Origin of the sequence: Acinetobacter sp. I-MWF, from assembly GCF_025433935.1 — a bacterium.
In the GTDB taxonomy this organism is placed as follows: domain Bacteria; phylum Pseudomonadota; class Gammaproteobacteria; order Pseudomonadales; family Moraxellaceae; genus Acinetobacter; species Acinetobacter guillouiae.
Genome location: NZ_JAMBAR010000001.1, coordinates 1320946 through 1345669, shown reverse-complemented (window position 1 = coordinate 1345669; position 24724 = coordinate 1320946). Strand labels below are relative to the sequence as shown.

20 protein-coding genes are annotated in these 24724 nt (G+C 39.7%); 8 read left to right on the top strand and 12 right to left on the bottom strand.

Annotated features, from left to right (window positions below; genetic code table 11):
* The first annotated feature begins 266 nt into the window (after nucleotides 1–266).
* The 5 genes from M2R48_RS06370 to M2R48_RS06350 all read left to right on the top strand — a co-directional run bounded on the left by M2R48_RS06370 (nucleotide 267) and on the right by M2R48_RS06350 (nucleotide 5576).
* Nucleotides 267–878 (top strand): septal ring lytic transglycosylase RlpA family protein, encoded by a 612-nt coding sequence (locus M2R48_RS06370; RefSeq protein WP_004722011.1) that lies wholly within the window; start codon nucleotides 267–269, stop codon nucleotides 876–878.
* Nucleotides 879–1096: 218 nt separating this feature from the next.
* A complete protein-coding gene (locus M2R48_RS06365) occupies nucleotides 1097–2260 on the top strand; it encodes an MFS transporter (protein WP_262085469.1) in 1164 nt (387 codons plus the stop codon).
* A 163-nt stretch (nucleotides 2261–2423) separates the two neighbouring features.
* Nucleotides 2424–4211 carry an amidohydrolase gene (locus M2R48_RS06360; RefSeq protein WP_262085467.1) on the top strand — a complete coding sequence of 596 codons (1788 nt, stop codon included), beginning with the start codon at nucleotides 2424–2426 and terminating at the stop codon, nucleotides 4209–4211.
* A gap of 29 nt (nucleotides 4212–4240) precedes the next feature.
* The gene (locus M2R48_RS06355) at nucleotides 4241–5011 is read left to right on the top strand and encodes a DUF4850 domain-containing protein (protein ID WP_262085466.1); all 771 of its coding nucleotides are present in this window, start codon (nucleotides 4241–4243) and stop codon (nucleotides 5009–5011) included.
* A 118-nt stretch (nucleotides 5012–5129) separates the two neighbouring features.
* A complete protein-coding gene (locus M2R48_RS06350; RefSeq protein ID WP_004722016.1) occupies nucleotides 5130–5576 on the top strand; it encodes a DUF962 domain-containing protein in 447 nt (148 codons plus the stop codon).
* Nucleotides 5577–5626: 50 nt separating this feature from the next.
* Here M2R48_RS06350 and M2R48_RS06345 read toward each other — a convergent pair whose 3' ends face one another.
* The 6 genes from M2R48_RS06345 to rpsB all read right to left on the bottom strand — a co-directional run bounded on the left by M2R48_RS06345 (nucleotide 5627) and on the right by rpsB (nucleotide 10241).
* Nucleotides 5627–5941 carry an AzlD domain-containing protein gene (locus tag M2R48_RS06345; RefSeq protein WP_262085465.1) on the bottom strand — a complete coding sequence of 105 codons (315 nt, stop codon included), beginning with the start codon at nucleotides 5939–5941 and terminating at the stop codon, nucleotides 5627–5629.
* The gene (locus tag M2R48_RS06340) at nucleotides 5938–6684 is read right to left on the bottom strand and encodes an AzlC family ABC transporter permease (RefSeq protein WP_262085464.1); all 747 of its coding nucleotides are present in this window, start codon (nucleotides 6682–6684) and stop codon (nucleotides 5938–5940) included. The genes M2R48_RS06345 and M2R48_RS06340 overlap by 4 nt, the downstream gene beginning before the upstream one ends.
* Before the next feature lie 121 nt (nucleotides 6685–6805).
* The gene (locus tag M2R48_RS06335) at nucleotides 6806–7627 is read right to left on the bottom strand and encodes an AraC family transcriptional regulator (protein WP_004722023.1); all 822 of its coding nucleotides are present in this window, start codon (nucleotides 7625–7627) and stop codon (nucleotides 6806–6808) included.
* 129 nt (nucleotides 7628–7756) lie between these two features.
* Nucleotides 7757–8317 (bottom strand): DUF3465 domain-containing protein, encoded by a 561-nt coding sequence (locus M2R48_RS06330; RefSeq protein WP_262085463.1) that lies wholly within the window; start codon nucleotides 8315–8317, stop codon nucleotides 7757–7759.
* Nucleotides 8318–8473: 156 nt separating this feature from the next.
* The gene (gene tsf / locus M2R48_RS06325) at nucleotides 8474–9349 is read right to left on the bottom strand and encodes a translation elongation factor Ts (RefSeq protein ID WP_004722025.1); all 876 of its coding nucleotides are present in this window, start codon (nucleotides 9347–9349) and stop codon (nucleotides 8474–8476) included.
* Between the two features lie 139 nt (nucleotides 9350–9488).
* The gene (gene rpsB, locus M2R48_RS06320) at nucleotides 9489–10241 is read right to left on the bottom strand and encodes a 30S ribosomal protein S2 (protein WP_004722027.1); all 753 of its coding nucleotides are present in this window, start codon (nucleotides 10239–10241) and stop codon (nucleotides 9489–9491) included.
* A 219-nt stretch (nucleotides 10242–10460) separates the two neighbouring features.
* On the opposite strand from rpsB, the gene map reads away from it, so the two are divergent.
* From map to M2R48_RS06305, 3 genes are all read left to right on the top strand, one after another.
* Nucleotides 10461–11288 carry a type I methionyl aminopeptidase gene (gene map / locus M2R48_RS06315; RefSeq protein WP_004722029.1) on the top strand — a complete coding sequence of 276 codons (828 nt, stop codon included), beginning with the start codon at nucleotides 10461–10463 and terminating at the stop codon, nucleotides 11286–11288.
* A 330-nt stretch (nucleotides 11289–11618) separates the two neighbouring features.
* Nucleotides 11619–12668 carry an OmpW family outer membrane protein gene (locus M2R48_RS06310; RefSeq protein WP_004722031.1) on the top strand — a complete coding sequence of 350 codons (1050 nt, stop codon included), beginning with the start codon at nucleotides 11619–11621 and terminating at the stop codon, nucleotides 12666–12668.
* Nucleotides 12669–12797: 129 nt separating this feature from the next.
* Entirely contained in the window at nucleotides 12798–14024 is a 1227-nt protein-coding gene (locus tag M2R48_RS06305) for an MFS transporter (RefSeq protein ID WP_262085462.1), read from the top strand.
* A 332-nt stretch (nucleotides 14025–14356) separates the two neighbouring features.
* On the opposite strand, the gene M2R48_RS06300 is transcribed toward M2R48_RS06305, so the two are convergent.
* From M2R48_RS06300 to M2R48_RS06275, 6 genes are all read right to left on the bottom strand, one after another.
* Nucleotides 14357–15601: an NADH:flavin oxidoreductase/NADH oxidase family protein gene (locus M2R48_RS06300; protein ID WP_262085461.1), complete on the bottom strand. Its 1245-nt coding sequence runs from the start codon at nucleotides 15599–15601 to the stop codon at nucleotides 14357–14359.
* 132 nt (nucleotides 15602–15733) lie between these two features.
* Nucleotides 15734–17329, bottom strand: a complete 1596-nt coding sequence (locus tag M2R48_RS06295; RefSeq protein WP_262085460.1) for a dipeptide ABC transporter ATP-binding protein — start codon at nucleotides 17327–17329, stop codon at nucleotides 15734–15736.
* Nucleotides 17301–18317 carry an ABC transporter permease gene (locus tag M2R48_RS06290; protein WP_262085459.1) on the bottom strand — a complete coding sequence of 339 codons (1017 nt, stop codon included), beginning with the start codon at nucleotides 18315–18317 and terminating at the stop codon, nucleotides 17301–17303. The genes M2R48_RS06295 and M2R48_RS06290 overlap by 29 nt, the downstream gene beginning before the upstream one ends.
* Nucleotides 18317–19387: a microcin C ABC transporter permease YejB gene (locus tag M2R48_RS06285; RefSeq protein WP_262085458.1), complete on the bottom strand. Its 1071-nt coding sequence runs from the start codon at nucleotides 19385–19387 to the stop codon at nucleotides 18317–18319. The genes M2R48_RS06290 and M2R48_RS06285 overlap by 1 nt, the downstream gene beginning before the upstream one ends.
* A 113-nt stretch (nucleotides 19388–19500) precedes the next feature.
* Nucleotides 19501–21342 (bottom strand): extracellular solute-binding protein, encoded by a 1842-nt coding sequence (locus M2R48_RS06280; protein ID WP_262085457.1) that lies wholly within the window; start codon nucleotides 21340–21342, stop codon nucleotides 19501–19503.
* A gap of 72 nt (nucleotides 21343–21414) precedes the next feature.
* Nucleotides 21415–24687 (bottom strand): LysM peptidoglycan-binding domain-containing protein, encoded by a 3273-nt coding sequence (locus tag M2R48_RS06275; protein WP_262085456.1) that lies wholly within the window; start codon nucleotides 24685–24687, stop codon nucleotides 21415–21417.
* Nucleotides 24688–24724: the final 37 nt, after the last annotated feature.

Below are 24724 nucleotides of genomic sequence, written 5' to 3'. Positions count from 1 at the left end.
AATAAATAAGTCAAGATTTTTTTATGTTAATTTGATCACATTTAATACTTTTTTCATATCTTGTTACAATATTGATTATTTTTTAATCAAAACCTGTAAGAATTTGTCCTTTTTGTAACTGTTTCTTAAATAATGCTAGACACATTTATTCCAGCTTGAATATTATCCTTTCCGTTAAATGCAGTTGCACAAGTGAATTTACAGACCTCTATGGTTAATTTTCAGCGACTTAGAAAGTTAAAATTGAGGTTCCAAGGAGTTAAACGATGCATGCTTCACTAAAATATATGATGGCCCTGACCATGGGTCTGAGTATGACGCAGGTCAACTCAGAAATGGTTCAGTCATCATACTTAAACAATGATTCGGATAGTTCGAGTCTAGCTTCTCGTGTGATTAGCAAAGATTCAACAAATTTCAACTCTCATTTTTCAAACCTAAACAGTTTGTCAATTACTGAACGTTCTGGCGATCAAGTCCGTCGTCAAACTATTGCAGCAAAGATTCAAGTTCCTGAAGATGAGCCTTCAGTAATTGATAAACTTAATGAAGTTGCTTCAAACACAGTTCGCAAATTTAGCCAAACTGGTGTTGCATCTTGGTACGGTCGTCAGTTCCACGGTCGTAAAACCGCAAGCGGTGATACATTCGATATGAATGATTTGACTGCTGCACACCGTAGCTTGCCATTAAACTGCTTTATTCGTGTAACCAATAAAGACAATGGTAAAAGCGTAGTGGTTAAAGTCAACGATCGTGGTCCTTTCCATGGTAACCGTGTACTTGACCTCTCTTACGGCGCTGCTAAGCGTTTAGGTATTACAAATTCAGGAACAGCACGCGTTAATATTGAACGCGTAGATGGTCCAAACTCGTAAATCACTGCATGCATTTAACAAAAGCCACTTTCCAGTGGCTTTTTTATTGCAAAAATAAAAATACAGATGTCCGAATTGCCCCCTTAACTTTCCAGTTATGCCCCTTTTCTTTCAATGCATTCCAGATAAAATAAAATGCGAGTTGATACAGGATGTATCACTAGACAGTAAAACGAAAACCGAAGTTTAAACTCTAAAAGTAAAAAAGTGAGCCATGCATGGACGTGAACAGCAAAACGCCAAACTTCGCGTATACATCCCTCAGCACAACCCAAAAAGTAATCGCACTTGGTTTTGCCACGCAAGGCTTGGGTTATGCCAGCGTCATGACCGCGCTTCCCACAATCAAAAGCCGATTCAGACTTTCAGATGATCAACTGTCGATTATTATCCTTGGCGTCTGTATTGCAGCAGCACTGGGTTCTATTTTGGCAGATCGACTTGCCGTCAAACTAGGTTCAAGGCTGGCTATTGTTATCGGCTTGCTATTTGAAGCCATCGGTATTGCAATTGCAGCATTTAGTCCCAGTGTCATGATCATGGTCGCTAGTTTTTTACTTTATGGGCTTGGACTCGGATGTTTAGATGCGGCATTGAATATGCAAGCTGTCATGATGGAACAGAAACTTGGAAAAAGCGCCTTGGGCGGTTTCTTTGCCTGTTATACCGCTGCTGCTTTCCTTGGTGCGTTAATCATGTCCGCGACAGTCTCAACCACACTTGGGGCAACTGCGGCATTGTGCATTGCTGTCATGATGTGTTTGATTACATCGCAAGTGTCAAAACGTTGGTTATTTCAACAAAAAGAAAATGCTGCCCTACATCCTCAACAACGATCACCAATTCCGCATAAACAATTGCTTATTTTTGGTGTGATCATTCTCATCGCCTTTACTGTCGACTCAGCGATCAGCACGTGGAGTTCAATTTATCTTAAAGATATTTTAGCAAGCTCAGCCACAGTCGCCCCATTGGGTTATGCCGCATACCAAATGGGTATTTTACTCACCCGTTTAAGTCTGGATTATCTTTTAAAATTTAAAAGCGCTGCATGGGTTGCCTTCATCACAACGCTGATTGGTGCAACAGGCTGTGCCATAGCTGGCTTAGGACATTCATTGGCGATTGTTATTGCTGGTTTTGCACTGGCTGGTGTTGCGGTAGGCGCATTAGTCCCGCTGACATTTTCAGCAGCAGGTCGTTTAGATGAAAATCGACGCGATGAAATTATCGCACGGGTGAATATTTTTAATTATGGCGGGGCTGTAGCAGGAGCTGTAATTGTTGGCTTACTTGCTGCTCCTATCGGTTATGGTCCCTCATTTATTGGTTTAGCACTGGCGCTGTTATCTGTGATTTATTTTAGAAAAAGATTTATTTAGGCGGTATATAAATAAAAAATCGTTTAGGATAAATCAAGATCATTGTTCAAATGTAAAAACACTTATCATTTTTAAACACATATCAAACCTATACGCAGATCAAAATCTTTGCTAGTTTGAATAAAATAAACAATATTTAATAAAACAAATTTGGGGATTATTCATGTTTCAAATCAGTAGCCCATCAAAACTTGTCCGTGCAATTGCACCCATCATCTGCGTAATTGGCCTTGGCTCGCTTAGCGCATGTACCACAGTATCTCCAACAAACACGAATACACCCGCTGATCTTGCAACATTGACGCAAACAAACACGCTATTTTACGGTGGCTCAATTTTAACCATGCAAGGCATGTCACCCCATTATGTCGAAGCGCTACTGGTCAAGGATGGAAGAATTGTCTTTGCAGGTGATTTAAAACAAGCGCAAAAGTTAAAACAAAAAAATACCCAAGAGGTTAACTTAAACCATCATACCCTGCTGCCTGGTTTTATTGATGCACATAGCCATTTAAATAGTGTCGGTCTACAGCAAACTGTGGCAAATCTCTACCCTACGCCCGATGGTAACGTTTCAGATATTGCATCATTGATTCGTGAACTTTCATTATGGCAACAAAACAATCCTGACTTTATCAAAGCAACCTCAGGTTGGATTATTGGAAATGGTTATGATGATGCCCAAATTAAAGAAAAACGGCATCCTACAGCAGATGATTTAGATTTGGTTTCCACCAATCACCCGATTATTGTTTTACATCAGTCTGGACACTTAGGCTCTGTAAATCACAAGGCTCTTGAACTTTTAAACATCGATAAAAATACCCCAAATCCAACTGGCGGGATTATTCGTCGTAAAGCAAATTCTCAAGAGCCAAATGGTGTACTTGAAGAAGCTGCTGTTTTTTCAGCAATGACAACTGCATTTAGTAAAGTTCCACCTGAAATCATGCAAAATATGGCAAAAACAGCACTAAATACCTATATCAAAAATGGCTATACCACTGTACAAGAAGGTCGTGCAGATCATGGTACCACTGAATTATGGCGAAGTTTTGCGGCCATCAATCAATTGAATATTGATGTCGTGGTTTATCCAGATATTATCAATGAAAAAGATTATATGCTGAAAAATGGCAGTAGTCTCAATTATCAAAATCATTTTAGAATTGGTGGGGTTAAAATCAGCCTAGATGGCTCTCCACAAGGCAAAACCGCATGGCTAACGCAGCCTTACTTCATCCCGCCAGAGGGAAAACCTAAAGACTATCGTGGTTATCCAGCCTATCCAGATACAAAAATGGTTCAAGATGCAATTAATCTGGCTTATAAGAATCATTGGCAAATTCTTGCACATGCCAATGGTGATGCTGCAATTGACCAATATCTCGCAACTATTGAGACAGCCAATGCACAATATGGCCAAGCAGATCGCCGCAATGTGATTATTCATGCACAAACCATGCGTGAGGATCAATTAGATCAAGCCAAGAAATTAGGGCTTATTCCTTCGTTCTTCTCATTACATACTTACTACTGGGGCGATTGGCATAAACATGAAACGCTCGGCGCAGAACGAGCCAACCGAATTTCTCCAACAGGTTCTGCATTAAGAAAAAATATGATTTTTACTGAGCACCATGATGCCCCAGTCATCCCTCCTAAAAATATGATGGTGATTGATGCAACCGTCAATCGTACCACCCGTTCTGGAGATATATTAGGTGAGGATCAAAAAGTCAGTCCTTATATTGCATTAAAATCAGTCACAGATTGGGCTGCATACCAATACTTTGAAGAAAAAGACAAAGGTACCTTAGAAAAAGGCAAATTGGCGGATCTTGTGGTAATAGATCAAGACCCATTAAAAGTGCCCACTCAAAAGATTAAAGACATCAAAATATTGGCAACCTACAAAGAAGGTCAATTGATTTATCAAAGTCCCCAATAAGGATCAGTAGGGACTAGTCGGGATAGGACATGCTTAATTCGAAATTTTTAATCATACTATTGGGCCTAAGTGGTTTTGCTTATGGAGATATCGCGATTTTCAAAGCCACTTTTCCTGATCTAAAAACCAACCAAGCACCTCACCCACAACACCAACTTGAAAAACTTCCCGCAGCCACACTCAGCAATAATGTAACAGTGGATACCTATATTGCAGCAATTCCTAATCCTTTTAACGATACAGGATTCTACAAAGATGATGCCGTCTGTAAGATCAACAATACCCAGCAAGTAAAATGTCAGTTCCGTTATAAGATATCTGCGACTCAAGCAAAAAACTTTAAAATCATTTTACTGCCGGGTATTGGTCCTGTACTTGTCCCCCTATCATGGCAAGTGATCAGCACGGATATGGGACCTTCTGGCGTTGCATATGCTGTGCTGGCAAGCCGTAAAAAAGATGAAGCCATCACCATTTATAATTCTTCCGCGTGTGTTGGCTGTGCCATGCATAGCGCAAGTTTATATTTCCCCAATGTCAAAAAGCTCAGTTTAGACAATGAATTTGGTGCCATTGAAGATAAAAACCACCTGTTAAAAATCGTCAAAGCCAATAAAAATAAAGTCTATTTTAGCTATCAAATTCCCAACTATCCCAACAAAACACATGGGATCGCCTATTATGCCGATGAAAGTGATGGCAACAATGTCACCAATTTTCAGGAAATCAAAGTTACACTAAAACCAGAACATCAAACTTGGGCACGTGATATTTTAAATTTCTATCAGGCCACACATTGAAATCCCCCTGACCAGCACTTAGTTTTATTTAAAGCCGCTATTTTGACCAAAACATTATTCTGATTTATATTGTTTTCAGCAAAAATAAATATAGCCAACCACATGCATGGAGCGCCAAATGAAAACAATCACCGAATGGTTCGATGAATATAGCGAAAGCCATCAAAACAAAACCAATAAAGCCATCCATTGGGCTTGTGTTCCCGCGATTTTATTTGCCATCATTGGGATTCTTGCTCATTTTAGTGCTTTGCTTACGGCACTACTTCTGGTTCTTACCCTCGTTTTCTATGCCCGTTTAGATATTGTTCTTGCTGTAGCAATGACCGCATTAATTGCAGTCATGGCATGGATCATTTACTTACTTCCTGTTGGTGTTGGTTTCTATATTGGGGTGTTTATTTTGGCTTGGATTGGTCAATTTTATGGTCACAAAGTCGAGGGTAAAAAGCCTTCTTTCTTTAAAGACCTTCAATTCCTCCTCATTGGCCCTGTATGGTGTATGGATGCCTATCTTGGTAAAGTACTACCCAAATGGAAAACACGCCAGAAACTGGCTTTTTAGCGCAAATAAACCAGAGGGAAAATCCAATTCGGCTTTTCCCTCCATTTTTTTCAATTTAACAGATAAAATAACCCGTAAAAGCACAATAAACTTAAAGCTAAATTGACTAGAATTTTCTTAGAAATAAGCGCCAAAACAACACAGATCATTGCTGTTAAAAAATAGGCATCCAAAGGCAATGCACGGAATTGGTCTCCATTAAAAAATACAATTGGTGCACAAATTGCAGTCAGCAAACATGGCGCTGAATACTTCAACATATTTCCAATCACACGAGGTAATTTCAGGGCGATTTTAGGTTCTAAGAAAAAGTAGCGGTTAATCAAGATAATGGCTGCCAAAGTTAACAATAAAGTCCATGTCATTTTACTACGCCTATATTTTTTACTCCGACGATCTTTGCCGTACACATCGCACTAAACATCCCCAAAATCCCGGATAGCACAATGCCCCCTTCAAATTGAAAATATTTAAAAATACAGGCAGATAGCAAGGTACACATGACGCCTACCAAAGTTGCGCTATTTTTCACCATAGGCACAATAATCAAAATAAATACCGCAACAATTGAAAAATCTAAATGTAAGCTTTCTAAATTTGGAATTGATTTAGCCAGTACAATTCCTAACACACTAAATAGGCACCAAGCCAAATAAAAACACAGCCCAGCACCAAACAAATAAGCAAAGCTGCGCTGTTTATCTTTGCCAATGCCGACAGCAAACAGCTCATCTGTCAGCAAGAAGCCAATTAATATGCGTTGCTTAAACGGAAAGCGACTGACATCTTGACGAAAATTAAGCGCATAAATTAAATGCTGACTGGTTAAGAAAAATACCGTAATCATAATCGTCAAGGCAGATGCATGTGACATGACTAAACCTAAACTCACCAACTGTGCTGCACCTGCAAATACAACAGCGGACATTGAGAATGCTTGTGCAAAGCTTAATCCAGCATTGATTGCCATTGAGCCAGCCAGAATACCCCAAGGCAGTACGGCGATAGATAAAGGTAAAATATCGACCACACCCTGGAAAAAAGCCTTTTTATTTTGATTAGACTTCGGCTCAATCTCGGCAGTGTAAGATTCAAATTGATCACTCATTTGCAAAATCCAAATCTAAGAATTTAATCAGTATCTTATAAATGCTCAGTGATCGCTTGGATGAAATTGCTATTTGGTGAGGGGCTGTGAGCGTTTAAATGGTTATTTCCGAATACATTTATTAAATATTTAAGGTACTTAAATATTGAGAAGGCGTAACCCCGACTGCTTTTTTAAAATGTCGATTAAAATGACTTTGATCTGAAAAACCACTATTTTGGGCAGTCATTGCAATACTCTGACCTTGTTTTAATAATTGGCGCGCTTTCTGTAAACGGACCTGAACCAACCAACTATGCGGTGGTAAGCCCGTATATTTTTTAAATTCACGTAAAAAATGCCAAGGGCTTAATCCTACATATGTCGCCAAATCAGTGAGCGAATAATCATGCTCAGGGAAGCTGCTTAATAAATCTTTAACTATTTCAACTTTCCGTTGTGCTTCTGGTAATTCAGCAGGTGTTAATTTGGCACGACCATAGCGACTGATTAAGCGGGCTAAAGTGGATAAATACATACTCTCTTTCAGTAAAGTATTTTCTTTTTGTTCTAATAAATCAAAAAGTAAACAGAGTTGCTGTGCCAATCCAACATCTTGCACAACTGCTTGTGGGAACCACGGTACGCTATTTTTAACACTAAAAAAATCTTGCCCTGCATCTAACAACATTTCTGGCGTTGGATAAATTGCACGATATTTCCAGCCTGACTCGACAGCAGATGAACCTGTATGAATTTCATCAGCATTGACTAATATAATGTCACCCTTCGGTGCTGTATGTAACTGCCCAGTCCTATAAAAACTCTGTGCACCATCTTCAATCACACCAATACAATAACCTTCATGCACATGCTTTGAAAATTGCTTATGGTGATACTGTGCTTTTAACAATTCTAATCCACCCAATTCTTTTAGGTGAAAGTAGCTTGCCCACTCCTGCATTTTTTCTATTCAGACTTTTGATAATAATTTAAAAATAGCATGTTTATAAAAAGCGTATAGAACAAAATTGCTATCTATACATTTAAACAAGACCTAATCTTTTGTGCACCTAAGAAAATAACCAATAGATTACTGATAGGTTTTTCCATTATGTTTTAGCCAACCATCTTGATGACGACGCTTTGGATCATGGTGTGTCCAATGCATTACACCACCTTGATTGCTATATTCATATTCGCCAAAAAATTCGACAGTATCACCTTTGCGTAAATTATCGATACGGGGAGCTAAATCAATATTATGTGCAACCAATACAGTTAAGCCATTATCCAGTGCAAGAATAAATTTTTGATGGCGCGAACCTTCATTATCATCACGCAACACGGCTTTTACTCGACCGATGGATTGTACTTGAACATTACTGAGTTTTGCATCATAGGCTTTTCGAATAACCTCAAGGCCATTTTGATTTTGACTATTGGCAGACGGCTTATCGTTAAATTGGTTATCTTTACCCTGCTCATCCACATGCTGTGTATTGTCTTGTAAATGATTGTTTTGCTGATCGATCGATTCAACTTTAGAGGGTTCAGTTGTTTGATTTTTTTGTTGATTAAGATCAACACCCAGATAAGCTGCGACGATCACTGCAATTACAGCACCAATACCAAGTTGTGTTTTATTTGCCATAAAGTTTGAGTCTAATCAATGTTCATTGTGGAATTATAAAAGAATAATCTTTTAGATATGTATGAATTAATACTTCTAAATCTACTTCAATTAAATTACAGACAAAAAAACCCCTCTAAAGAGGGGTTTTCAATAATTATACTCAGTGAGTAAAAATTATTTAGCAGCCGCTTGAGCAGCAGCAACTTCTTCTGCAAAGCTCATTTCAGCTTTCTTCTCAATACCTTCACCCACTTCGAAGCGAACGAATTGAGCTACAGTTGTTGCAGTCGCTTTCAATACTTCAGCAACTTTTTTGTCGTTGTCGATTACGTATTGTTGACGCTCAAGAACAACTTCGTTCAAGTATTTTTCAACTGAACCAGTCACCATTTTTTCAACGATGTTCGCTGGCTTACCAGATTCAATCGCTTTAGCTTCTGCAATTTCTTTCTCTTTCGCGATAAGATCAGCAGAAACATCTTCAGCAGTTACAGCAACTGGGTTGAACGCAGCAACGTGCATTGCAATACCTTTACCAGTTTCAGCAGAACCTGTGTAAGAAACAACAACACCGATTTTTAAACCGTGTTTGTAAACTGCAAGGTTTTCACCTTCAACAATTGCAGCACGACGAACTTGAATGTTTTCACCGATTTTTTGAACAAGCGCAATACGAGCTTCTTCAACAGTTGAACCATCTTCAAGTTTCAATTCAGCAATTTGAGCAGCATCAGTTACACCAGCAGCAAGTGCAGCAGCAGCAACTTTAGCAGAGAAACCAGCAAAGTTTTCGTCTTTCGCAACGAAGTCAGTTTGACAGTTTACTTCTAAAAGAATTGCTTTGTTACCTTCTTGAGCAATTGTGATCGCGCCATCAGCAGCAATGTTACCAGCTTTTTTAGCTGCTTTTGCTTGACCTGATTTACGAAGATTATCAATCGCTAATTCGATGTCACCGTCTGCTTCTGTTAATGCTTTTTTGCATTCCATCATTGCAAGACCAGTACGGTCACGTAATTCTTTTACCATGCTCGCAGTAACTGCAGTCATGTTGTTCTCCTAAATACGGTAGAATATGAATCTGTTCAACAAAAACGGCCCAAAGGTTCCTCTGGGCCGCTTTGCTTTCTCGACGCTCAATTTGTCATCATTTTAAATCACAAAAATGACAAGCTTGCGTCAAAACGCATTAAGCCTCAGGAGCTTCTTTCGCAGCTTCTTCGCCTTTAGCTTGAGCATTCGCTTGAGTTTGAGCGTATTCTTTACCAGCAAGAATTGCATCAGCCATTGCAGAAGCATAAAGTGTAACAGCACGGATCGCATCGTCATTACCCGGAATAACGAAATCTACGTTATCTGGGTTAGAGTTTGTATCAACGATACCGATTACTGGAATACCAAGGTTTTTAGCTTCTTTAATCGCGATTGCTTCGTGATCAACGTCGATGATGAACAATGCGTCAGGTAAACCACCCATGTTCTTAACACCGCCTAAAGAGCGTTCAAGTTTTTCCATTTCACGAGCGCGTTCTAATGCTTCACGTTTAGTAAGTTTAGCAAAAGTACCATCTTGTGATTGAGTTTGAAGATCTTTCAAACGGTTGATTGACTGACGAAGAGTTTTCCAGTTAGTCAACATACCACCCAACCAACGGTGATCAACATAAGGCTGACCAGCGCGTTGAGCTTGTTCACGAATGATGTTAGAAGCAGCACGTTTTGTACCAACGAACAATACTTTGTTCTTTTTGCTTGCTAGATTGTTAACAAAATTCAAAGCATCATTTAACGCAGGAACAGTATGTTCAAGGTTGATGATGTGAATACGGTTACGCGCACCAAAAATGTATTGACGCATTTTTGGGTTCCAGAAGCGAGTTTGGTGACCAAAGTGCGCGCCAGCTTGAAGAAGGTCGCGCATGCTTACGTTGTAATCTGCCATTTTCTTTACCTTAAAAGTTTGGGTTAGGCCTCCATATGTCCGCATTCTCCACCCTTTCAGGCACCCAGAGTAATGTGACGACATATGTGCGGATTTTTAAATTACCCTTATCAATATTTCCATAAACCATTCACAAAGAAAGTCACAGAAAGCATTTGATAAATTGGGCGGCTATTTATACCATAGTCACATACAAATTTCCAAAAGTTTTTAAAGATCATGAACAGTACTTACGAAGCACCACGTCGATTAATCAAAACCGCAGATGAAATTGAAAAGATGCGTGTTGCAGGTCGATTGGCTGCAGAAGTTTTGGATATGATCAAACCGCATATCAAACCAGGTGTCAGTACACTTGAATTGGATACGATTTGTCATGACTATATTGTCAACAAACAAGACGCTATACCTGCATGTTTAGGTTATGGCGCTGCACCTGGTCGCCCTGCATTCCAACATGTGATTTGTACCTCTGTAAATCATGTGGTATGTCACGGTATTCCATCTGCAAGTAAAATTTTAAAGAAAGGCGATATTCTCAATATTGACGTGACTGTGATTAAAGATGGTTATCACGGCGATACCAATATGATGTATGTGGTTGGTGGTGAAACATCGATTATTGCTGAACGTTTATGTAAAGTTGCTCAAGAAGCAATGTACCGTGGTATGGAAACGGTGAAACCGGGCTCAACCATTGGTGATATTGGCGCAGCGATTCAAAAATATGTTGAATCAGAACGCTTTAGTGTGGTGCGTGAATATTGTGGTCATGGTATTGGTACAGTATTCCATGATGAGCCACAAGTCCTTCACTATGGTCAACCTAATTCAGGCATGGTTTTGGAAGAAGGTATGACCTTTACCATTGAACCAATGGTCAACGCGGGTGTTTGGCAAACACGTTTAATGGGTGATAAATGGACGGTGGTAACCAAAGACCATAGTCTTTCAGCTCAATATGAACATACCCTGCTGGTGACCAAAGACGGTGTAGAAGTTTTAACCGCACGCCCTGAAGAAGATCTATCTCGTTTTCAAAAATAACGAAAGTCATTGACTAAAATGACTTATTGCTGCTTAACAAAAGGTCATATTCATATGGCCTTTTGTTATGGCTTAAGTTTTTCTTTGTCGGCCAAGTCAATGTTTTAAGGTTACTTTTAACCGAGATCATGGCCTATTTTTAGCATGTAATATCATGACAACATGATTACAGTTGTATTACATTTATAAACTTATGATAAATAAAACATTAAAAAAAGAACATTCACTTAAAAAAAGCCTTTGTAAAGACTACATTAATTAACAGCAAAAACTTCTAATAATAAAAACGCATAAAAATTAGTATCAATTACGGACATGGAGTCCAAACCTATGAAAAAATCATTACTTTGCATTATGACCTCATGCATGACTTTACCGATGATGGCGCATGCAGATTCACCTTATTTTAGTCTGAAAGATGGTGATGGATTTAAACGCTTTTCTGTTTCAGCAGGTTGGCTACATGCAATGCCACAGGGTAACGCTAATCCTATCAAAGTGAATACTGCCGTTGCAGAAGGAACACAATCTAAAGTAGGTGATATTTCTAAAAAAGCAGTTTTAGACGCAGCAGTTAAAGAATCCAATCCTTTTCTTTATGGCGCAATCGGCCTTTTGGGTGACACGATTCCTGGCGCTTTAACAGGCACAGCCACAGTCAATGGTCTATCCAGTTGGACCTCTGAAGGCACTGGTCTAACAGCAAAAGATGTTGATACTTTTGGTCTGATGGGAAATTACTACTTCACTGATAATCTTTCATTAGAGTTTAAAGCAGGTGTTCCGCCTAAAGTTGAGATAGAAGGCAAAGGCCAAATCTATGCACCATTGACCGGTAAAGATTCTACACCACTTGGCAGTATTGACTTGAAAAAAGATATTGCAATTACTGATTTAACAAAACATTCAAAAGCAGCATCTGCAACTGCATGGTTGCCAGCGGCGGAACTACATTATCAATTTGGTAAATCTGGTGTAAATAAACTTCGGCCTTATGTTGGTGTCGGTGTCATGTATGCACATTTTACTCACCTAAAAGTCGATAATGGCGTAAAAGACGATCTGATTGCAGCAGGTCACATGATCCAGAACGTATTAGATGGACAGGCTGGAGCAGCATTAGATGGCAAAAAATCATCTGCAAATCCTGTAGTTAAAGTAGAAGCAGATGATGCTTGGGCACCTATGGCAACACTGGGTGCAACCTATGATTTTAATGATCGCTGGTTTGGAGTAGGCTCTGTCACTTATGCACCAATGAGTAGTGATGCGACCATTACCATTTCAGACTCAAACACCAACAAACAACTTGTCACAGCCAAAACCAAAATTGATATTGATCCTCTGATTACTTATGTTGGTGTGGGTTATCGTTTCTAAAAGCTAAATTTATTTTCATTAAAATGTGTTGATTGATCACTAAAATTTATCGATTGATAAATTTTTATTCTATCGCTAAGTCACATTGAATCATCTACAATTCTCATATGATGATTCAATGGATAGCTTATGTCAGTACAACAGGACGACACGCGTTTCTCTAAACCACTCATTTATATGCTTATTGGAAGTGCTTTTATCTTGGCACTCTCTTTAGGTGTACGTCACGGTTTTGGGCTTTATCTTGTGCCCATGAGCCATGAGTTTGGTTGGAGTCATCAGGTTTTTAGTTTAGCCATTGCCATACAAAATCTATTCTGGGGCGCAGTACAACCTTTTACTGGTGCGCTTGCAGACAGATATGGGAGTAAGACGATTGTTGCGATAGGCGGGGTGCTCTACACCATTGGCCTATTGTTAATGTCTATCAGTTCAAATGTGCTGTTACTGGATATCAGTGTTGGCTTAATTATCGGCTTAGCCCTCTCTGCAACATCATTCTCGGTATTACTTTCAGCCGTAGGACGAGCAGCGCATCCAAGCAAGCGTAGTATGGCAATGGGTATTGCCAGTGCAGCAGGTTCATTTGGGCAATTCATTATGTTGCCAACCACCCTGCTTCTCATTAAGAACTTCGGCTGGTCATCTGCGCTGGTCATTACAGCAATGCTGATCTTGTTGATTGTTCCATTGGCATGGATGCTTAAAGCACCTATGTATGTACCACCAAATGCAATTAAACAAGCGATAAAACCCAATTTAAGCTTTAAACAGATTCTTAAAATTGCCTTTCAGCATAAACCTTTTTTATGGTTGGCCTTTGGTTTTTCAGTGTGTGGGTTCCAAGTGGTTTTTTTAGGCATTCACCTGCCAGGTTATTTGATTGATCATGGTTTTGATGCCTCTACTGGAACGATCTTTCTCGCATTGGTTGGTCTATTTAATATTATCGGAACCTATACCGCAGGTTGGCTTGGTGGTAAGTATTCTAAACCGCATCTACTTATGGGTTTATATGGTTTACGTGGCGTTGCGATTGTTGCATTTCTGATGCTGCCATTGAGTATTTGGACTGTTTACGCCTTTGGTATCGTTATGGGGATCTTATGGCTTTCGACTGTACCTCTAACCAATGGCATTGTAGCCAATATGTTTGGTGTAAAATACTTAACCATGCTAAGCGGTCTAGTGTTTTTCACTCACCAAATCGGTTCATTTTTTGGTGGATGGCTAGGCGGTTTAAATCATGATATAACGGGTAACTACAACATCATTTGGGGATGCTCAATTGCCTTGTGTGTAGTCGGCGTTATTGTGCATTTCTTTGTCAATGAAGAGGCTGTGGTTAATGACTAACTCATTCTCGTGGTTCAAGCTTAGTATCTGGTTGGTTATTGTTGTTCTGTTCGGGCTGTCAAGTATACTGTGGTTGAACACGCCTGAATTATTTGAATATTTTAATATGGCTTTTTGTGCGCATTAATTTGAACTGAATTTCACGACCTAAACGTTTGAGCTGAATCTCAGTGCTATTGATTCAAAACGGTCAATAAAAGCTGCCAGACAATCGTACTTATGGTAGCTTTTTTAAAATTCACTATTCAGTCTTTATCTTTTTAAATAAAAAAGTTCACACATTAAAAAGACCATTTCACAATGGTCTTTTTAATGATCAATACTCGATGACCTTAAGCTGATTTTCGCGAGTTTACTCGTCCTTGAATCACCGCTTTGATATTATTTTTTGCATAATTAAAGAAAACCTTGAGTGGAGAAAGCTTAGGATTTGGCTTCTTCCCTTCACCAATTGCTTTAAACTGAGCGGCATACCACAGGATTTCCATGATCGCCATTTTATCAACAAAAGGAATACCCGTTTTGATCTGCTCTACTGCATATCGAACGTCCTGACCTGCAATCAAGTTGTTGCTGACTTCAGGTTCTACCGCAAGAGGACGTGCAATCCCAATAAATTCACACGCACCACTGTCTAAAGCCGCATTCATACCTTGTGCTGTACGGAAACCACCTGTCACCATAAGATGACATTTGACTTCTTTACGAATTTTTTCTGCAAAATCTAAGAAATATGCTTCACGTGCAATCGTACTTTGCTTACGTTTATCCGCTTTTGCGCCTGCCATTGCTGGTGCTTCATAGGTACCACCAGAAATTTCGATCAAATCGATCCCTGCTGTATCAATGGCTTTAAATACTTGAACCACTTCTTCTTCTGTGATTCCACCACGCTGGAAATCTGCAGAGTTCAGTTTGACTGAAATAATAAAGTTTTCTGAGGTTTTAGCACGCACTGCAGCATAAATTTCTAATAAGAAACGCATACGGTTTTCAATCGAACCGCCCCATTGATCTTGACGTTTATTGGTCAATGGTGAAAGAAATTGACTGATTAAATAACCATGTGCACCATGTAACTGTACACCTTCAAAACCTGCTTTTTCACAGATCCGCGCAGCTTCAGCAAATCGTTGAATGATATCTAAAATTTCTGCTTCATTGAGTGCACGTGGCGTACCAAATGTCGTTGCCAACATTGGACTAAAAGGCACTGCTGAAGGTGCAACTGTTTCTTTATTGAGTCCTTTTGGACACTGGCGACCTGGATGTGATAACTGAATCAGTTGTACCATCCCGTGCTTTTTACCCACATTTGCCCATTCAGTCAGTTTGGCAAGATCACGCTCAGTTTCAACGACAACAACACCCGGCTCATTCTTCGCACGGAAATCCACCATTACATTCCCAGTAATGGCACAACCCAAGCCGCCTTTCCCCCAAGCATCATATAAACCTAAATGCAATTGGTTCGGTTGCCCTGCATGATTGGCCAATGCTTCACTCATTGCACCTTTAATGATTCGGTTTTTAAATCTCGTGGTTTTTATTTCTAATGCTTGTGCAAGATGGCTCATGGTCAAATCTCTTTAGTGATTAGAGCTTTTACTCTAATTTAAATTTATAATAGTTCAAGCGTAAATCTGACAATGCGTTTTGTCAACTTTGTTAATGTGAATATTTTTTGAACCACAACCATCTATACAGCGTTAATACTGACTCGCTGCAATTAATCGCTTGGTATAGTCATTTAAAGGTTTATCAAATAAGGCTTGAGTGTCTTGAAACTCGATAACTTTAGCATCTTTTAATACCAAAACTTTCTGACAAAGTGCTTTTACAACCTGTAAATCATGACTAATAAACAAATAACTCATTTGATAATCCTGTTGCAACTGGCGCAGTAATTTTACAATCGCACGTTGTGTAGTCCGATCAAGAGCTGAAGTTGGTTCATCGAGAATCAGTAATTTAGGGCGCAATACCACTGCACGTGCTAAAGCCACACGTTGCCGTTGACCACCAGACAATTCATGCGGATAACGCTGTTTAACTGTTATTGGGAGCTCTACTTTATCTAAAATTTCATTGATACGAATCAGCATTTCAGCTTCTTTTAGATGTTGTAGTACCAAGCCCTCTCGAATAATCTGGTCGACAGTCATACGTGGATTTAAACTGCTTAACGGATCTTGGAATACAATTTGAAAATTGGATCGCAATGGGCGTAATTTACGCTGGCTTAATCGGTTCAAGTCTTGATTGAGTAGGAAGACATTGCCCGAGCACTGTATCAGTCGTGCGATTGCCAACGCCAAAGAGGTTTTACCTGAACCGCTTTCTCCGACAATGCCGATGGACTCAGCGCGATCTAAACGTAAATTGAGCGGTTGAACGGCAACAAAATAATCTTTAACTCGATTAAATATGCCCTTTCTTATTGGAAATTTCACCCCAACACGATGTAGAGATAAAACTAAATTACGTTTATGCGGTAAAGCGTTGGCTTCACCAAAATCATGATCCAATAAATATTGGGTATAGCTGGCTTTAGGGTTTTGAAAAATATTTCGAACTGTGCCTTTTTCTTCAACCTGCCCCTGATTCATCACAATCACTTGATTGGCATATTTACGTACCAAATTCAAATCATGACTAACCAAAATCATGGCCATTTTATGGTTTAAAATAAGCAGTTGTAATAAGTTTAAAACTTGCGATTGTAATGTGACATCTAAAGCTGTTGTCGGCTCATCCGCGATAATAATTTCAGGCTTTTGTGCCAAAACAGATGCAATCAAAACACGTTGTCGCTGACCACCCGATAACTCATGTGGATAACGATTCAACTTATCCTCAGGTTCGTCCATTCCGACATCACACAATAAGTCATAGACACGTTTTCTGACTTTTTCCTTGGACATCCCGTCTAAAAGTAAAGTCTCACCAATAATCCGCTCAACCTTGTGTAGCGGGTTGAGTGCAGTCATTGGTTCTTGAAAAATCATGGCAATTTTTTTACCACGGATCGCCAACTGCGCATTTTGATTAAGAGACAATAGATTTTGCTCATCATATAACGCTTGCCCAGTCACAGTTAAATTTTCAGGAAGCAAGCCAAGCAGCGCCAAACCACTGATTGATTTGCCTGAACCACTCTCCCCGACAATCGCAACAGTTTCCCCGACATGCAAGTCAAAGTTAAGATTATTGACCAGCACCTCTTTACGCTGATTTTCAATATGCAGATGTTGGACAGACAACAACAAAGATTGATCATTTTTGACGTCTTGGATCGAATGCATCGCGTGTCGCCTCCCCAATATAAATCAATAAAGATAGCACCAAGGCCAAAGTAAAAAATCCTGACAAAGCCAGCCACGGCGCATTTAAATTATTTTTACCTTGTAATAACAATTCACCGAGGGAGGCTGCATCTGGTGGAAGCCCATAACCTAAAAAATCCAATGCAGTAAGTGCGGTGATATTTGCAGTCAGCATAAATGGAAGTTGAGATAAACTTGAACTGATCACATTGGGCAAGATATGTCGGAACATAATCACCAAGTCACTCACCCCTAAGGCACGTGCTGCTTGAACATAATCTAAATGACGGGCGCGAAGAAATTCAGCACGCACTATACCGACCAACTCTGTCCAGCCAAAAATCAACATAATCAGAAATAGCCAATAGACACTCGGGGTAAATATACTGACCAAGATGATCACCATAAATAAAGTCGGCAAACCACCCCAAACTTCAAGCAGACGTTGCCCAATTAAATCCACCCATCCGCCATAATAGCCCTGTATCGCCCCAACAATAACTCCAATAAATGCAGCAAATAGTGTCAATGCCAAACCAAACAACAGTGATATGCGTAGACCATAAAGAATACGGGTAAATACATCACGCCCTTGATCATCTGTACCTAACCAGTTTTGTGCGGTGGGTGGTGATGGAACAGGAACGGCTAAATCTAAATTGGGAGTTTGGTAGGAATAACGAACCAGTGGCCAAATCGACCAGCCTTTTTCATCAATCAACTGCTGAACCACCGGATCACGATAATCGGCTTCTGTTTCAAAGACCCCACCAAAATGTGTTTCAGGATAAGCCTTTAAAACTGGCATGTAATAATGCTTGTCGTATTTGACCAATAAGGGCTTATCATTGGCAATAAATTCGGCAGAAATTGAAAGAATAAATAAAACAATAAATACGATGAAACAGACAAAACCTAAGCGATTTTTCTTAAATTTCTGTATTCGTGCTTGCATGATCGATGACATTATTTTGCACCTCTCGATTCAAAATCAATTCGAGGATCAATCACACGATAAGCCACATCACAGATTAAACGTAAAATCAGCCCAAATAAGGTCAGAAAAAACAAAGCACCAAAAATCACCGGATAATCACGCTGTTGCACGGCTTCAAAACCCAGCAAGCCTAAGCCATCCAAGTTAAAAATAATTTCAATCAGCAGATTTCCAACAAAGAACACCCCAACCAATACTTCAGGCAAGCCGGCAACAATCACCAACAATGCATTGCGAAACACGTGTTTATATAACACATCATTTTCAGTTAAGCCTTTTGCTCGTGCTGCAAGCACATACTGCTTATTGAGTTCTTCCATAAATGAATATTTTGTCAGATAGGTTAAACTTGCAAATCCGCCCAACACCATGGCCAACAAAGGTAAAGCCATGTGCCAAAAATAATCTGCTATTTTTTCAAATAGATTGAGACTGTGAAAGTTGTCTGAAACAAAGCCTTGTAACGGAAACCATTGTAAATAAGAACCACCAGCAAAAAATACGATCAACAATATTGCAAATACAAAAGCGGGAACGGCATAGCCCACAGCCAAAAGTAATGAGGTTGATTTATCAAAAAATAAGCCATGCTGCTTGGCTTTTTTAATCCCTAAAGGAATTGAGATTAAATAAATTAAAAAAGTGCTCCACGCACCCAAGGAAATGGTGACTGGCATTTTTTCCCATAACAGCTCAGTCACCGGTTTATCTTTAAAAAAACTCGTGCCAAAATCTAAAGCTAAATAGTTTTTTAACATCAACCAGAATCGTTCATGTGCAGGTCGATCAAAGCCATACTGCTGTTTGATTTTATCGACCATATCTTCGCTTAAACCCTGTGCACCACGATACTCATGGTTATTTACCGAAGATGATAGCCCTCCAGCAGTCATATTGACCCCTTGGAAGTTTTCCGCTTGTTGAATCGCTTGTTCAACAGGCCCACCAGGTGCAACTTGAACCACAACAAAATTGATCAAGAGAACAAAGAACAATGTCGGGATGATCAGTAACAGCCTTTTGAGTATATATGTGCCCATTGAAACGATGTTCCTTATGACCTCATGAGGGTAGATATGTCAATTTAAACATCACTTACGTTGAGCCACTGATGTTTTAACCATGAAGATTTGAAATTATGATTTTAAAATGCTCATTTTTTTAAATATTGCTCTACTTTTTTCGCTTGATCTGCATCTGCCCACCAATACTCTAAACCGAGGGATAATTTTGGTTTAACTTTGGGTTGCTGATACATATTCCAATAAGCATACCAGTTTTTATCATTGCCATAAGTCAGAATTTGATAATAGCCTGCACGTAATACCCGATCCAGTGCTCGGGTACGAAGCACCAATTGTTCACGGTTCGGTGCATAAATAATCTGTTGAATCAGCTGATCGACCACTGGACTTTTAACACCTGCATAATTGTAATTGCCCACTTCATCGGCAGCTTTACTGCCCCACATCTGTGCCTGTTCAGCACCTGGTGTTAATGATTGCGGCATATCGATAGCAGTCATCTGAAAATCTAAACGGCGCATACGCTCTGTATATTGCGGTAAATCGACTTGACGAATATTTGCCAGAATCCCAAGTTTTTTTAAATTACGAATATATGGCAACAAAGTCCGTAGCACGCCATCTTGATGAATCAGAAATTCAATTTGAATGGGACGACCTTGTCTATCCACCAATAGTCCATTGTGAAAACGATAACCCGCCTTTAATAGCATCGAACGTGCAATCAATAAATTCTGTCGGTTAAAACCACTGGCATCTGAAACTGGGTATTTCCAATCTGCCAATACACCTTGGCGTTGTAATGCGGGCAATTGCTTTAAATAAGGCGTTAAAATTTCAAGTTCTTTCGCGCTTGGTTTTCCAGTCGCAGCAAGCTCACTGTTTTGAAAGTGGCTTTGCAAGCGAATATTTTGACCATATAACAATGCTTTATTGATCCATTCAAAATCATAAGCATAGGTTAATGCTTGGCGAAAATTGAGATCATTGAATGGCGCCTTTCGGGTATTAAAAACCAAACTTTGCGTGAGTGCTGGTGTTTCAATCTTAGAAATATACTTTTTCACCAAACCTTGTTTTACCGCAGGAAAATTATATTCGGTGACCCAGTTACGGGCATTTTTTTCTTGATAAAAGCGATATTGTCCAGATTTAAACCCTTCAAAAGCGATTTCAGGGCTTCGATAATAAACATATTTCATGTGATCAAAGTTATAACGACCACGATTGATGGCTAAGTCCTTTGCCCAATAATTTGGATTGCGCTTATAGCTAATACTGCGCCCAGAATCAATACGTTCAATCAGATAAGGCCCCGATCCTAAAATCGGCTGCAAGGTCACTTTGCTATAGTCTTTATTTTTCCAATCTGCTTTTGAATAAATCGCAATTTTTGCCAAAATAAAGGGCATATCTGCATTGTGGTCTGATTTAAATGTCATTTTCACTTGGTATTTAGACAATACCTCAGTCTTGGCTAAATCAGACAAATACATTTGAAAGCCCAGATTGGCTTTGCTTTGAATGATATCAAAACTAAATTTAACATCCTCAGCCGTGACGGGTGAACCATCACTAAAACGGGCTTTAGGATTTAAATGGAAAATAACAAATTTGGTTTTAACAGGATCATAAGTGACTTTTTCAGCGAGAAGCGGATATAACACGCCCGGTTCATCCAATGAGCTATCCATTAAGCTATCAAACAGATAATTAATCCCTTCAGTTGAACTGCCTTTGCCATTCATACTGTTGAGATTATCAAAGGTGCCTATACTCGCTGTACTGATATAGCCACCTTTGGGTGCATTGCTATTGGCATAAGGCATCACCTGAGCTTTGTCATACTGTGGAGCATTATGTACAGCAATATAAGCTGTTGTCTGTAGAGCAGCATCAACATTTAAGCTTGCAACACATAATCCCAATGCCAGCCCGATCGGGCTGACACATGCAAAACTTAGGCGCATTCCCCTATTTTCCTTTATTCAAAAAAGTTTTTGAAATGTTAAGCTTTAAACGTCACTCCAATAAAATGGCGCTTAAAGATTCGGAACTTTAATAATGCTGCCAATGCGTAATGACGCGTTTGGTTTTAATTCATTCATCTCAGCAAGTGCACTGGTATCAATCCCAAACTTGCTGGCTAAACGAATCAATGAATCACCGCTTTTCACTTTGTATTCAGTCACTATTTTAGGAATACGAATAGATTGTCCACGTTGTAAACCCGCACGTGGGCTCAGATCATTCAATTCAGCCAGTTCTTGAACTGACATGCCAACACGATTTGCAATCGCATTTAACGACTCACCAGACTTCACCGCATAGCTTTCAGTATTCTTACTCGAAGCTTTTGCTTTCGCAGTCGCCTTTAGGTCTTCTTTTTCTTTAGATAGCGTGGATTTACTGGGTAATTCCCCATCAAGCTTTAAGCGTTGTCCAATATCCAAAGCCTGATTACGCGACAAACCATTTAACTCACTTAAATAAGACAATTGCAGTTTATATTTTTTTGCAACGCTTGCCAGTGTTTCACCTGATTTGACCACATGGATATCTTTACTGGCGCCTTCTGATTTCGACTCATTTCTCGCTTGTGCTTTCTCTTTACTGCTGGTTTCAGGCGTGCCAGTCAACTTCAATTTCTGCCCAACAAACAAACCAGATGTACTCTTTAAACCATTTAAATCGGCAATTTGGTTAACTTGCAAATTATATTTATTTGCCAGCGCAATCAGGCTATCACCAGATTGCACAGTATAGGTTTCTGGTGTTGTTGTTCCAGCAGGGATCTTAATGATTTGACCCACAAGCAAGTTTTTAGATGTCGAAATTTTGTTTAACTCGGCTAATTCTGCCAAACTTAATTTAGACTGAACTGCAATACTGGATAAACTGTCGCCACTTTGAACTTTATAGTTCTCAGTTTTATAGTTTGTTTCAGCTTTTACATTCTTAAACTTACTTTGATCAATCACTTTAGAGTCAAGTTTAGCTTCAGGCTCATTAACTTCATTGAGAGGCACATTGATCTTTTGCCCCACAAATAAGCTACCTGAAGTATCTAGTCCTGGAGTCAAATCAGCAAGTTCATGTACAGACAAAGCATAACGATCGGCAATCACTTTAAGATATTCGCCACGTTTAACTGCATAAGCCTTGGTCTTGATTTTTGCAACAGGCTTAGAGGTATCTGCGCGAACCACTGCTTTATTGATTTCAGATAATTTATCATCTGAAGCATCTTTAAGCTTTAATTTCTGACCGACAAATAAATTACTGTTGGTATTCAGATTATTATAATTTGCCAATTGTGAAACAGATAAATCAAACTGATTTGCCACACTGGTTAAACTGTCATTTGGTTTAACCACATAATTGGCTGGAACTGAATCCGTGGTTTTGCGAGAAACCACAGGGGTATCAATTTGTGGTTTGGCATCATATAAATACAAAGTCGCCCCAACAAATAAAGTTCCGTTTGGATCAACTTGGTTCCATTTGGCAATATCGCGCCAATTTACGCCATTCTTTAAAGCAATCGTTGCTAAAGTATCCCCTGCCAAAACGGTATAAGTACTGCGTTTACCTCTTGGTGGTTCAACCACAACTTCAGTTTCGGTTTTCTTAAAGTTCTTATCTTGATTCAGTTTGGCTTCTTCCGAGTTTGCAGGTGTGGTGTCTGCTAAACCTTTAGGATATGAGAATCCAACCGTATTTTCTTTACCTTGAACCTCTGCAACCGATTGACTGGTTTGAATTGCAGTCAGCTTAATTTTACCATCATACGGATCCAGCACTTCTGTCCCTTGTGGTGCAATCGCCTTAATCTCTTTAACCACTTCTTCTTTTTCAGCTTGGGTGGCTTGAGGTTCTAAAACTTGTTTAACCGTTTCCTTTTCACCTTCAGCTTTTACTGCGGCAAGAATTTGTGCTTTTTCATGTGCAGAAATTGGCGGCTCTGCGGCAACAGGTTTCACATTGGCTGCATTGGTCACAGCAACAGGAATACGTGGCGCACTTGGAATATCAGCATTGGCAGCAAATTGCGCTAATGCATCCGAGCCTTGTGGTGTATTTTTGAGCGTGCTCAATGAACCTGCAGTTGTCGTGGTGGTTTTTGCTGTTGTTAAAGCAGGTGGCGTCGCTTTACTTGGAGTAATCGATTGAGTCACTGTCGAGGTGACTGCTGTAGGCGTTAAAGTCCGTGTAGCTGTAGTTGGCGCAGTATTGCTTGCCCATAAACCGCTATCAGAACCCGGTTTTAACGCTCTTAGTTTTGCATCGATGGTCGGACTAAGATCCGCAGGAATCAAAATACGTAAGGTACTCGATGGATCAACAAATTCACCACGATGACCAGGGTTTAAAGCATATAGCTCAGCACGACTTAAATTGGTAATTGAAGCAATTTGATTGAGTTGTACGCCTGGTGGAACTGCAACTTCTCTAAAGTGCGGACGATTGGCAATCGGTGGTAAGCTCACCCCATATTTAGATGGGCTTTTAATAATCTGCGCCACAGCTAAAAAGCGTGGTACATAGTTCATGGTCTCTTGCGGTAAACGCAATGACCAATAGTCTGTTGGTAAGCCCGCAGCTTGGTTACGATTAATTGCTTGCTGGATACGCCCTGGGCCTGCGTTATAGGCAGCCAAAGCCAACTCCCAAGAACCGAATTGATTGTATAAACTACCTAAAAACTCATAAGCGGCACGTGTTGATTCAACCACATCACGACGCCCGTCGTATAAACTGGTTTGTCTTAAACCATAAATTTTCCCTGTACTTGGGATAAATTGCCACATCCCAGCTGCGGCGGCACTACTGGTTGCTGCTGGGTCATAAGAACTTTCAATAATCGGCAACAGTGCTAATTCAGTAGGTAAACCACGACGTTCAGCTTCTTTCACGGTATGGTAAAGATAGCGTGATGCACGTGCACTTAGACGGTCAATATAAGGTTGGCGTGAAACAAACCAGCTCCGTTGCGCATCGATACGAGGATCCCAATGGTTTTCATCCATTTTAAAACCGACTGACATCCGCTTCCATACGTCACCATGTTTTAAAATCAGTAGGCGATCGCCCTCTACCGCGCGTATATCAGTTGCAGAAAGTAGATCTTCTAGAGAATCCAGACTGCTGGCATCTAACATGCCTGCTGACTTTGATGTTTGAACCTTTGATGTTGTCGACGTCGAAGAACACCCTGCAGTCAACCCTAATGCTGCGAATGCAGATGTTAATAAGGATAATTTAAAGAAAACAGTCGCAGTAGGTTGCCACACCATTGTGGTAGGTTTAAACATAAGAGTTCCGAACAACATTTAGTAAATTATTTTATCA

Bases quoted from the DNA above. Each gene is read 5' to 3' on its own strand.
- M2R48_RS06370 (WP_004722011.1), top strand. From the start codon at position 267: ATGCATGCTTCACTAAAATATATGATGGCCCTGACCATGGGTCTGAGT.
- M2R48_RS06365 (WP_262085469.1), top strand. From the start codon at position 1,097: ATGGACGTGAACAGCAAAACGCCAAACTTCGCGTATACATCCCTCAGC.
- M2R48_RS06360 (WP_262085467.1), top strand. From the start codon at position 2,424: ATGTTTCAAATCAGTAGCCCATCAAAACTTGTCCGTGCAATTGCACCC.
- M2R48_RS06355 (WP_262085466.1), top strand. From the start codon at position 4,241: ATGCTTAATTCGAAATTTTTAATCATACTATTGGGCCTAAGTGGTTTT.
- M2R48_RS06350 (WP_004722016.1), top strand. From the start codon at position 5,130: ATGAAAACAATCACCGAATGGTTCGATGAATATAGCGAAAGCCATCAA.
- M2R48_RS06345 (WP_262085465.1), bottom strand. From the start codon at position 5,941: ATGACATGGACTTTATTGTTAACTTTGGCAGCCATTATCTTGATTAAC.
- M2R48_RS06340 (WP_262085464.1), bottom strand. From the start codon at position 6,684: ATGAGTGATCAATTTGAATCTTACACTGCCGAGATTGAGCCGAAGTCT.
- M2R48_RS06335 (WP_004722023.1), bottom strand. From the start codon at position 7,627: ATGCAGGAGTGGGCAAGCTACTTTCACCTAAAAGAATTGGGTGGATTA.
- M2R48_RS06330 (WP_262085463.1), bottom strand. From the start codon at position 8,317: ATGGCAAATAAAACACAACTTGGTATTGGTGCTGTAATTGCAGTGATC.
- tsf (WP_004722025.1), bottom strand. From the start codon at position 9,349: ATGACTGCAGTTACTGCGAGCATGGTAAAAGAATTACGTGACCGTACT.
- rpsB (WP_004722027.1), bottom strand. From the start codon at position 10,241: ATGGCAGATTACAACGTAAGCATGCGCGACCTTCTTCAAGCTGGCGCG.
- map (WP_004722029.1), top strand. From the start codon at position 10,461: ATGAACAGTACTTACGAAGCACCACGTCGATTAATCAAAACCGCAGAT.
- M2R48_RS06310 (WP_004722031.1), top strand. From the start codon at position 11,619: ATGAAAAAATCATTACTTTGCATTATGACCTCATGCATGACTTTACCG.
- M2R48_RS06305 (WP_262085462.1), top strand. From the start codon at position 12,798: ATGTCAGTACAACAGGACGACACGCGTTTCTCTAAACCACTCATTTAT.
- M2R48_RS06300 (WP_262085461.1), bottom strand. From the start codon at position 15,601: ATGAGCCATCTTGCACAAGCATTAGAAATAAAAACCACGAGATTTAAA.
- M2R48_RS06295 (WP_262085460.1), bottom strand. From the start codon at position 17,329: ATGCATTCGATCCAAGACGTCAAAAATGATCAATCTTTGTTGTTGTCT.
- M2R48_RS06290 (WP_262085459.1), bottom strand. From the start codon at position 18,317: ATGTCATCGATCATGCAAGCACGAATACAGAAATTTAAGAAAAATCGC.
- M2R48_RS06285 (WP_262085458.1), bottom strand. From the start codon at position 19,387: ATGGGCACATATATACTCAAAAGGCTGTTACTGATCATCCCGACATTG.
- M2R48_RS06280 (WP_262085457.1), bottom strand. From the start codon at position 21,342: ATGCGCCTAAGTTTTGCATGTGTCAGCCCGATCGGGCTGGCATTGGGA.
- M2R48_RS06275 (WP_262085456.1), bottom strand. From the start codon at position 24,687: ATGTTTAAACCTACCACAATGGTGTGGCAACCTACTGCGACTGTTTTC.